The sequence below is a fragment of the Pseudomonas sp. P4_C1 genome, assembly GCF_056402155.1.
Window position 1 is genome coordinate 26082 of the sequence record NZ_JBFUHY010000051.1, and the last position, 9244, is coordinate 35325.

Here is a 9244-nt window from a genome sequence, read left to right on the forward strand (position 1 = left end):
AAATCAAAAGAGTGAACGTCATGCGCATGAGCCTCAAGGCCAAAGTCCTGTCCCTTGCCGTCCTTCCGGTGTTGCTGTTTGCGCTGGTCATCAGCCTGACCACGCTGTTCATTCTGCAGGATCAGGCGCGCAAGGAAGTCGAGCAGACCCGCGAGCGCCTGCTCAGCGATGCCAAGGCGACCTTGCAAAGCTACGTGGCCGTGGCCATGACCACGATCAAACCGCTCTACGACGCGGCCGCGCCCGGCGATGAGACGGCGCGGGCCCAGGTGATCAAGCTGCTGTCGAGCATCACCTATGGCAAGGACGGCTACTTCTTCGGCTACGACTCCAACACCGTGCGCCTGTTCAAGGCCAACAGCCCCGAAGGTGTGGGCCAGAGCTTCAAGGACAACCGCGACCCGAACGGTGTCTACGTCAACCGCGACCTGGTGAAAGTCGCCAGGGACGGTACGCACTACCTGCAATACAGCTCGCCATTGCCCGGCAATACCCAGGTGCTGGTGCCCAAGCTCGGTTACACCGAATACCTGCCGAAGTGGGACATGGCGGTCGGCACCTCGGTCAACCTCGACGGCATCGAAGCGCAAGTGGCGGTGGTCGAAGCCAAGGTCCAGGAGCGCATGCAAGGCATGGTGCTGAGCATCGTCGGCGTGGCGATCGTGGTGCTGTTGGTGATCGCTGCCGCCGGGATGTTGCTGGCCAACACCATTCTGCGTCCGCTGCATCTGATGAAAGCCAACCTCGACGACATTGCGGCAGGCGAGGGCGACCTGACCCGCCGCCTGACCATCACCAGCCAGGACGAACTCGGTGAGCTGGCCGGCTCGTTCAACCGTTTCGTCGACAAGATCCACGGCCTGGTACGGCAGATCACCGAAATGACCTCGCAACTGACCGGGCTGGTGAATCAGGTGTCCGACCAGGCCAATCGCTCGGACCAGGCCATGGAGCGGCAGCGCCATGAGACCGATCAGGTGGCCACGGCGATCAACGAAATGTCGGCCGCCGCCCAGGAAGTGGCCAAGAGCGCGCAGAGCGCCGCGGTCGCCGCCCAGCAGACCGACGAAGAAGGGCAGGCAGCCAAGCGTGTGGTGGCCGGCAGCATCGAGAAAATTCATGCGTTGGTGGACGACATCCGCAGCAGCGGCGTGTCCCTGGACAGCCTGCAAAAAGACGTGTCGTCGATTGTCAGCGTGCTCGGGGTGATTCGCTCGATTGCCGAGCAGACCAACCTGCTGGCGCTCAACGCGGCCATCGAAGCCGCCCGCGCCGGTGAGGCCGGGCGCGGCTTTGCGGTGGTGGCCGATGAAGTGCGGGCGCTGGCCAGCCGCACGCAAATCAGCACCCAGGAAATCCAGGGCATGATCGACCGCTTGCAGGCCGGCACCCGGTCGGCGGTGGAGGCGATGCGTCGTTCCAGCGAAGCCGGCGACGGCACCTCGGCCCAGGCCAACGAGGCGGGGGCTTCGCTGGACGCCATGGCGCAGCTGATCGCGACCATCAATTCGATGAACGCGCAGATCGCCAGTGCCGCCGAAGAACAGACCGCCGTGGCCGAAGAGATCAATCGCAGCGTGCATCAGATTGCCGTGGCGGTGGACAGCGTCGCCGACGAAACCCAGCTCGGCGCGCAGACTTCCCGTAGCCTGGCCGACCTCGGTCAGCGCCTGGGCGGTCTGGTGGGGCAATTCCGGATCTGACTGGTTTGCAACCTGTGGGAGCGAGCTTGCTCGCGATGGCGGCAGCACATTCAGCATTGATGTTGGCTGAGCCACCGCTATCGTCGGAGCGCCGCCCGGAGCAAGCTCGCTCCCACAGGGAAAGTGGGGTTCGGAACCTGCCGGGCAACCAGCCTGGACGGAGTTCCACGCACCTTTCGACTCAACTCCTACACTTGGTAAGGCGGGTTACATCGCAAGCCCCCCGACGACCACTACCCTAGGAGTCAACCCCATGACCGACCGTAAATGCGATTGTCCGAAGTGTTCGTGCAAGCTCGGCGAGCACCCGATCGTGCGCCACGGCAAGCACTATTGCTGCGAAGCCTGTGCCAAGCATCACGAGCATGGCGAAGAGTGCGCTTCCCAAGGCTGCAAGTGTGCCCACTGATAACCACGGCATACGCAAAAGTGGAGCCTAGTCCGGCTCCACTTCGAGCCTGAGGCTGTCATCTTCCAGGCGTACGCTGTGGCGGACGGTGCCTTGCAGGCGCCGGCCTTCGACCCGCACCACCAATGTCTTCGCTTGCTCCAGATCTTCCGGCAGTGGTGCCAGGACGCGTATGGCGAAGCAAAATGGGTCATTTTCGACCTGTTCCAGTCCAATCAGGCACTCGGCGCTTTTGCTGGTGCGCCCCGATAGCGTGTCCAGACCGTAGTCCAGCCGGGCAGGGCTGCTGACAGGTGTCGCGGTCATTTTCATTCTCCCCCGATCCTGATGGTTGCCTGTGATCAGTTCGCCGGCCGCCACTTGACGTTTTCCACGCCGAACTTTTCTGCCATTGGCTTGCTGGTCTTTTGCACCTTCTCGCGTCCGAATCGGGGGATCCGCCCCACCCCTGCGTCGCAGCTCGCCCAATGCCAGGCTTCTGCGTTATCCATTTTTTCCAGGCGGATAATGAATGATTTTGGAGCGCCATGGAGGGTGTACTCGATGACGAATAATTTTGCACTGTTCATAAAGCTCCGGTTCCTCCCTGTTGTACATAAAAGGATCGCGCGCCATCTGGAAAATTCATTCGGTTTGTCGGACGGCGGCGGTTGCTGGCGACAAGTTCGGTGCCTCGTTACCATGGGGCCTTCCCGCCCCCCAATGAACATAGACCATGGCCCTCGCCGCACCACCTGACCTGAGTGACACCGATGTGCCCGTGCAACCGCTGGCTCGCACCTATCCGCGCGGGTTGTACATCGAGCCTCACGAGCACGTCTGGGGCCAGTTGCTGTATGCGATGAGCGGGGTGATGTGGGTCGAGACGCCGCACGAGGCGCTGGTGGTGCCGCCGCAGCGGGCGGTGTGGTTGCCGCCTGGCGTACTTCATGGAATTCGCGTGGTGTCCGACCTGCAAATGCGCAATATCTACTTGCGCCCGTCCTTGGCGGCGACCCTGGATGACAGCGTGCAAGTCATTGAGGTCGGCGGCTTGCTGCGTGAGCTCATCGTCGGTCTGGTGGAGCAGGGCAATGACGGGGCGCCCGAGTATTACGACGCGCTGGTGGGCCTGGCGCTGCTGGAGCTCAAGCGCGCCAGGCGTTCGCTGCTGAAAATTCCGCTGCCGGACGATTCCGACCGGCGATTGATGAATTTGTGTCAGGCGGTCATGGCTGCGCCTTCACTGGATATTCCTTTCGAACAGCATGCGGATAACGCCGGTGCCAGCGTGCGCACCCTCGCGCGGCTGTTCAAGGACGGTCTGGGCATGGGCTTCGCCGAGTGGCGGCGTCAGGTGCAACTGGCGACGGCTGTGGCCGAATTGATCCAGGGCGTACCGGTCAGTGCGATTGCCCGGGAGCTGGGCTATTCGCCGAGCAGCTTCAGTGACATGTTTCGTCGAGAGCTGGGTGTCGCCCCCTCGCAGTTTCCTGCGGCGCAACGCCAGGACTGAATTCGCCGAGGCCAGGCTTTGGCCGATATTCAGAAGCACTTGGCCGATGCTCGCAGGCGTCGCCCTCTAGACTCAGCGCATACCTCAATTGCCCCCGGAGTCTGCCATGAACTACCTCGTGTCTGTGGCCATCGGTCTGGGTGTCGGTCTGCTCTACGGCGCCCTGGATTTTCGTTCCCCCGCACCCCCGGCCATCGCGTTGGTAGGCCTGCTTGGCATGCTCGCCGGCGAAAAACTCTGGCCGATGGGCCGAGAACTGGTGGCTGGCTGGATCTCCTGAACCCTTTCTTTATTCAATGGACACGCCCATGAAAGCTCTGCAATTCGACAAAACCGGCGATCTCTCGGCCCTGCGCTACGTCGAGGTGCCGACCCCCGTGCCCGGCGCCGATGAAGTGCTGGTCCAGATCAAGGCCGCCGGCCTCAACCCCAGCGATGTGAAGAACGTGCTGGGACGTTTTCCCTACACCACCTTGCCGCGGATTCCCGGTCGTGACTTTGCCGGTGTTGTCGTGGCCGGCCCGCAGGCGCTGATCGGTCAGGAAGTCTGGGGCACGGGCAAGGAACTGGGCTTTTTCGCCGACGGTTCCCACGCGCAGTTCGTCAAGCTGCCGGCCAACGGCGTGGCGCTCAAACCCACGCACCTGAGCTTCGCCCAGGCCGCCAGCCTCGGCGTTCCGTACACCACGGCGTGGGATGCGCTGGAGCGCAGCCTGGTGACGGCCGAAACCCGATTGCTGGTCATCGGTGGCGGGGCGGTCGGCAGTGCCGCGCTGGCCCTGGCCAAGGTGCGCGGTGCCCGGGTGCTGGCAGCCGCGCGGCGTCCGGAGCAGGTCAAGGACTTGCAGGATCAGGGCTATCAGACCCTGCAACTGGATAAACCCGAGGACCTCGGGGCTCAGGTCAACGCCGTGTATGCCGGCGGCGCCGACGTGATTTTCGACACCACCGGTTTCTGGCTGCCGGCCTCGGTGCCAGCCCTGGCCGCGTTCGGCCGTATCGCAATCATCGCGGCGCCGGTGGACGGTCACGTGCAGTTGCCGGCCCTGGCGTTGTATCGCAAGGGTGGCTCAGTGGTGGGGATCAACTCGTTGTTGTACGGGGTACAGGCGTGTGCGGCGATGCTCGAGCAGTTCGGCCAATTTTTCGATCAGGACTTGTTGCCATTGCCGCAAGGGTTGTTCGAATCGCCTCTGGCCGAAGGCCTGGAGCGTTATGCCGAGGTGAATCAGGGCAGCGGCGACAAGGTGATTCTGCTGCCTTAACCGCTCCCACAAAGTCCATGGCTGTGCACCGCCTTGCGCATGCTTCGCTCTGCTAGAATCGGCCCCATTGACCCAATGAGGTACCCCTATGAGCGAGCCGATTCGCCTGACCCAATACAGCCACGGCGCCGGTTGCGGTTGCAAGATTTCCCCCCAGGTGCTGGAAGTGATCCTGGCCGGCAGCGGGGCGCAGAACCTCGACCCGAAACTCTGGGTCGGCAACGCCTCGCGCGACGACGCGGCGGTGTATGCCATCGACGAAGAACGCGGCGTGGTCTCGACCACCGACTTTTTCATGCCAATCGTCGACGATCCTTTCGATTTCGGTCGAATTGCCGCCACCAATGCCATCAGCGACATCTACGCCATGGGCGGCGATCCGTTGATGGCGATTGCGATTCTGGGCTGGCCGGTGAACGTGCTGGCCCCGGAAGTTGCCCGGGAAGTGATACGCGGCGGCCGTGCGGTGTGCGACGCGGCGGGCATCCCGCTGGCAGGCGGGCACTCCATCGACGCGCCAGAACCGATCTTTGGCCTGGCCGTCACCGGCCTGGTGGAAAAGCGCCACATGAAGCGCAACGACACCGCCACCGCCGGTTGCCTGCTCTATCTCACCAAGCCCCTGGGGATCGGCATCCTGACCACCGCCGAGAAAAAGGGCAAGTTGCGTCATGCCGACATCGGCCTGGCCCGGGACTGGATGTGCACCCTGAACAAACCCGGTAGCCGCTTCGGCAAGCTCGACGCCGTGACCGCGATGACCGACGTCACCGGTTTCGGCCTGCTCGGGCATCTGGTGGAAATGGCCGACGGCAGCCAGCTCACGGCGCGCATTGAATATGACCGCGTACCGCGCCTGCCGGGGGTGGAGTATTACCTGGAACAGGGCTGCGTACCGGGCGGGACGCTGCGCAATTTCGACAGCTATGCCAGCAAGCTCGGACGCCTTCAGGAGCTGCACAAACGCGTGCTCTGCGACCCGCAGACCAGCGGCGGCCTGCTGATTGCCGTGACGCCCGAAGGCAACGAGCAATTCCTTTCTGTGGCCGCTGAGCTGGGCCTGAGCCTGGAGCCGATCGGTGAACTGGTCGAGCGACAGAGCAACGCGGTCGAGGTGTTTTGATGTCTGTCGACTACACCGATTACCGCGACATTTTCCTCAACGACCGGCCCATGATGGACACCCGCGCGCCGGTCGAATTCAACAAGGGTTCATTCCCCGGTGTGATCAACCTGCCGTTGATGAATGACCATGAACGCCAGCGGGTCGGCACCTGCTACAAACAGCACGGCCAGCAAGCGGCCATCGTGCTGGGGCATCAACTGGTGTCGGGCGCGGTCAAGGCCGAACGCATCCAGGCCTGGGCCGATTTTGCCCGGGCGCATCCGGATGGCTTGCTGTATTGCTTTCGCGGCGGCCTGCGCTCGCAGATTGTCCAGCAATGGCTCAAGGACGAAGCCGGCATCGACTATCCACGGGTGGGTGGCGGCTACAAGGCCATGCGCACCTTCCTGCTGGACACCCTCGATCAAGCCGTGACCCAGTGCAATTTCGTTCTGCTGGGCGGGATGACCGGCACCGGCAAGACCGAGGTGCTCACGCAACTGGACAACGCCGTGGACCTTGAAGGTCATGCCAACCATCGCGGTTCCAGTTTCGGCAAGCGCGCCACGGGCCAACCCTCGAATATCGATTTCGAAAACCGCTTGGCCATCGACGTGTTGAAAAAACGCGCCCGGGGCATCGAGCAGTTCGTATTGGAAGACGAAAGCCGTGCGGTGGGCAGTTGTGCGCTGCCGTTGCCGCTGTACCAGGGCATGCAGCAGTTTCCGATGGTCTGGCTGGAAGACAGCCTTGAAGGTCGGGTCGAGCGGATCCTGCGCGACTACGTGGTGGATCTGTGCGCCGAATTCATCGGTGTGCATGGCGAGGAGGGCTTTGCGCTATTTTCCGAACGCTTGCTGGCGAGCCTGAACAATGTGCAGAAACGCCTGGGCGGCGAACGTCATCGGCGCCTGCTGGTTTTGATGGAAGAGGCATTGGCCGAGCAGGCCCGCAGTGGCGCGGTGGATCTGCACCGGGGCTGGATCGAAGGGTTGCTGCGCGAGTATTACGATCCGATGTATGCGTTCCAGCGGGAGAAAAAAGACGCGCGGATCGAGTTTGCCGGGGAGCGGGGGGCGGTTCTCGAGTATCTGCGTGAGCGGGGCAGCCAGCGGGGGTGATGTTGTTTGTGCCGGCCCCATCGCGAGCAGGCTCACTCCTACACTGGATCTGCGCCGTACACAAATACTGTGTTCACAGAAGATTACTGTAGGAGCGAGCCTGCTCGCGATGAGGCCCGATCAGGCAATGCACAACCTCAGGTCGGGCAAGTCTCTGAGCCATTATCCAGACCCTGCTTGTACACATGGCTCTGCAAACTGGCCTTGCCGTTGTGCCAGGTCAGGGTCAGCACATACAGCGAGTCGTAATCACTGGACTCCCAGTCGTCGATGATCTTCGCATCCTTGCCGGTGGCTTCGCCGGCCACCGTGTTGATCAGCTCCGGCAGGTAGCCGTGGGACCAGGCGGTGTAGATGACCGAGTTGTGATACTTGCCCTGGAGCAGTTCTTCGGCCAGGTCATCGGTGTCATTGGCGGAAAAGTTGATGTTCACCGGCAGGCCCAGCTTGATGGCGGTGGGGTTGATGGTCATCAGGGGGCGGATGTAACTGTAGGAATTGTCGAACTCGCCTTCCTCGACGTTACGGGTCGGGTTGGCAGCAAACACATAGTTGGCCTTGCCGAACTTTTCCGGCAGCAGCGTGGCCAGGTCGATGGCGCGGTTCAGTCCCTGGCAATTGAGCTGGCCCAGGCCGCCGGCGGGTTTTTCCCCATGGCGCAGGAACACCAGCGTCTGGGTGCCATCCATCGGTTGGGCGCGGCTTGGGCCGGACTCCAGCGACAGGAACAACGCGCTGACCACCAACAAGGCGGGCAACAAAAGGTAAGCGCGATGTTTAAAGCGTTGGGCAAAATTGAACAGGTTCATGAATAAAGGGATCTTCAGCACTATTCGGTTAAGGCTGACAAACCTTTACACCACGATTTTCCTGGTGCTTTCCATGTCGTTGAAACCGGTCCGTTTTCAAAGGAGTGGTGCTCAGAGTCCCCTGGGCCCGTTTGGTTCGATTCCGGCCAAAAACGCAGCAATGTACCGGTAACCTTCAACGGGTTGCAGCGAAGGTTATCGACAGGATATTTCGAAATAATGGACACACTACACCCGATGGCGCTGAAACCGTCGTGATCTCTTTTGATCTCCTCTATCAGCGATATCGATGGCTTCAAGGGATCGCTGGCCCGATATCTCCATTATGATCGTCACTCTCAATGTCTTCGTGGATCCAGCCCATGACCGATTTGTCCGCATTCCCCATCACCCGCAAATGGCCTGYCCAGTACCCGGAGTGGATTCAGCTGTATTCCTTGCCAACCCCCAACGGCGTCAAGGTTTCGATCATGCTCGAAGAGATCGGCCTGCCTTATGAACCGCACCGGGTCGGCTTCGACACCAATGACCAGATGTCCCCGGAATTCCTGTCGTTGAACCCCAACAACAAGATCCCGGCGATCCTCGACCCCCACGGTCCGGACGACCGGCCGCTGGCGCTGTTCGAGTCGGGGGCGATCCTGATCTACCTGGCCGACAAGAGCGGGCAACTGCTGGCCCAGGAATCGGCAGCGCGCTACGAAACGATTCAGTGGCTGATGTTCCAGATGGGCGGGATCGGTCCGATGTTCGGCCAGCTCGGCTTTTTCAACAAGTTCGCCGGCAAGGACTACGAAGACAAGCGTCCCCGTGACCGCTACGTCGAGGAAAGCAGACGCCTGCTCAAGGTACTCGACGGCCGGATGGAAGGGCGCGACTGGATCATGGGCGAGCGCTATACCATCGCCGACATCGCCACTTTCCCGTGGGTACGCAACCTGATCGGCTTCTATGAAGCCGGCGATCTGGTAGGTATTCAGAACTTCCCTAACGTCACGCGGGTGCTGGAGCGATTCCTGGCACGGCCGGCGGTGATGCGTGGGTTGGAAATCCCGAAACCAATCTCGAATTAAACCTCTTACCTGTAGGAGCGAGCTTGAACTGGCCTAATGATTTTGGACACTTCAATCGGGCGCTATGATGGCGCCCAAATCTGAGGTGTTTTGGCTATGCGTAAATCTTATTCCAGTGAGTTCAAACTCAAGGCGGCGAGCATGGTGCTGGACGAGGGACAGTCGGTTCCCGAGGTCTGCGCCAGCCTGGATATCGGTCCTACGGCCCTGCGCCGCTGGGTCGACCAGGTTCGGAAGGAACGTTTGGGCTCGACTCCGGTGGGC

At 61.6% G+C, this 9244-nt stretch carries 12 protein-coding genes and 1 pseudogene; 10 read left to right on the forward strand and 3 right to left on the reverse strand.

The features are described 5' to 3' along the window. Positions 1-26: 26 nt before the first annotated feature. The 3 genes and pseudogenes from AC1DU9_RS21490 to AC1DU9_RS21500 form a co-directional block, all read left to right on the forward strand. A pseudogene (locus AC1DU9_RS21490) lies at positions 27-845 on the forward strand (cache domain-containing protein); the annotation flags it as partial. Between the two features lie 102 nt (positions 846-947). After that, positions 948-1703, forward strand: a complete 756-nt coding sequence (locus AC1DU9_RS21495; protein WP_477810772.1) for a methyl-accepting chemotaxis protein — start codon at positions 948-950, stop codon at positions 1701-1703. A 253-nt stretch (positions 1704-1956) separates the two neighbouring features. Then, positions 1957-2112, forward strand: coding sequence for a metallothionein (locus AC1DU9_RS21500; protein ID WP_150814244.1), 156 nt, complete (start codon positions 1957-1959; stop codon positions 2110-2112). 27 nt (positions 2113-2139) lie between these two features. Here AC1DU9_RS21500 and AC1DU9_RS21505 read toward each other — a convergent pair whose 3' ends face one another. Beyond that, positions 2140-2418, reverse strand: coding sequence for a hypothetical protein (locus tag AC1DU9_RS21505; protein WP_223463440.1), 279 nt, complete (start codon positions 2416-2418; stop codon positions 2140-2142). Between the two features lie 35 nt (positions 2419-2453). Further along, a complete protein-coding gene (locus AC1DU9_RS21510) occupies positions 2454-2681 on the reverse strand; it encodes a DUF6555 family protein (RefSeq protein WP_057714008.1) in 228 nt (75 codons plus the stop codon). 146 nt (positions 2682-2827) lie between these two features. Here AC1DU9_RS21510 and AC1DU9_RS21515 point away from each other — a divergent pair, with 146 nt between their 5' ends. From AC1DU9_RS21515 to mnmH, 5 genes are all read left to right on the forward strand, one after another. Beyond that, the gene (locus AC1DU9_RS21515; protein ID WP_477810768.1) at positions 2828-3607 is read left to right on the forward strand and encodes an AraC family transcriptional regulator; all 780 of its coding nucleotides are present in this window, start codon (positions 2828-2830) and stop codon (positions 3605-3607) included. A gap of 106 nt (positions 3608-3713) precedes the next feature. Then, the gene (locus AC1DU9_RS21520) at positions 3714-3887 is read left to right on the forward strand and encodes a DUF1427 family protein (RefSeq protein WP_223463438.1); all 174 of its coding nucleotides are present in this window, start codon (positions 3714-3716) and stop codon (positions 3885-3887) included. A 28-nt stretch (positions 3888-3915) separates the two neighbouring features. Then, the gene (locus AC1DU9_RS21525; protein ID WP_477810769.1) at positions 3916-4872 is read left to right on the forward strand and encodes a quinone oxidoreductase family protein; all 957 of its coding nucleotides are present in this window, start codon (positions 3916-3918) and stop codon (positions 4870-4872) included. An 88-nt stretch (positions 4873-4960) separates the two neighbouring features. Next, the gene (gene selD / locus AC1DU9_RS21530) at positions 4961-5995 is read left to right on the forward strand and encodes a selenide, water dikinase SelD (RefSeq protein WP_223463436.1); all 1035 of its coding nucleotides are present in this window, start codon (positions 4961-4963) and stop codon (positions 5993-5995) included. Then, a complete protein-coding gene (mnmH, locus tag AC1DU9_RS21535) occupies positions 5995-7098 on the forward strand; it encodes a tRNA 2-selenouridine(34) synthase MnmH (RefSeq protein WP_223463435.1) in 1104 nt (367 codons plus the stop codon). The genes selD and mnmH overlap by 1 nt, the downstream gene beginning before the upstream one ends. Positions 7099-7235: 137 nt before the next feature. On the opposite strand, the gene AC1DU9_RS21540 is transcribed toward mnmH, so the two are convergent. Then, a complete protein-coding gene (locus tag AC1DU9_RS21540) occupies positions 7236-7907 on the reverse strand; it encodes a histidine phosphatase family protein (protein WP_477810770.1) in 672 nt (223 codons plus the stop codon). 362 nt (positions 7908-8269) lie between these two features. Between AC1DU9_RS21540 and AC1DU9_RS21545 the strand changes: the two genes are divergently transcribed. Next, positions 8270-8980: a glutathione S-transferase family protein gene (locus tag AC1DU9_RS21545; RefSeq protein WP_477810771.1), complete on the forward strand. Its 711-nt coding sequence runs from the start codon at positions 8270-8272 to the stop codon at positions 8978-8980. A 96-nt stretch (positions 8981-9076) separates the two neighbouring features. Further along, positions 9077-9244, forward strand: a 168-nt coding sequence (locus AC1DU9_RS21550; protein ID WP_477810773.1) for a transposase, incomplete at its 3' end; no start/stop codon positions are given.

What these genes read in the sequence shown, in the direction of transcription:
- AC1DU9_RS21510 (WP_057714008.1), bottom strand. Translation starts at nt 2,681, where the DNA reads ATGAACAGTGCAAAATTATTCGTCATCGAGTACACCCTCCATGGCGCT.
- AC1DU9_RS21500 (WP_150814244.1), top strand. Translation starts at nt 1,957, where the DNA reads ATGACCGACCGTAAATGCGATTGTCCGAAGTGTTCGTGCAAGCTCGGC.
- AC1DU9_RS21515 (WP_477810768.1), top strand. Translation starts at nt 2,828, where the DNA reads ATGGCCCTCGCCGCACCACCTGACCTGAGTGACACCGATGTGCCCGTG.
- AC1DU9_RS21520 (WP_223463438.1), top strand. Translation starts at nt 3,714, where the DNA reads ATGAACTACCTCGTGTCTGTGGCCATCGGTCTGGGTGTCGGTCTGCTC.
- mnmH (WP_223463435.1), top strand. Translation starts at nt 5,995, where the DNA reads ATGTCTGTCGACTACACCGATTACCGCGACATTTTCCTCAACGACCGG.
- AC1DU9_RS21505 (WP_223463440.1), bottom strand. Translation starts at nt 2,418, where the DNA reads ATGACCGCGACACCTGTCAGCAGCCCTGCCCGGCTGGACTACGGTCTG.
- selD (WP_223463436.1), top strand. Translation starts at nt 4,961, where the DNA reads ATGAGCGAGCCGATTCGCCTGACCCAATACAGCCACGGCGCCGGTTGC.
- AC1DU9_RS21525 (WP_477810769.1), top strand. Translation starts at nt 3,916, where the DNA reads ATGAAAGCTCTGCAATTCGACAAAACCGGCGATCTCTCGGCCCTGCGC.
- AC1DU9_RS21495 (WP_477810772.1), top strand. Translation starts at nt 948, where the DNA reads ATGGAGCGGCAGCGCCATGAGACCGATCAGGTGGCCACGGCGATCAAC.
- AC1DU9_RS21540 (WP_477810770.1), bottom strand. Translation starts at nt 7,907, where the DNA reads ATGAACCTGTTCAATTTTGCCCAACGCTTTAAACATCGCGCTTACCTT.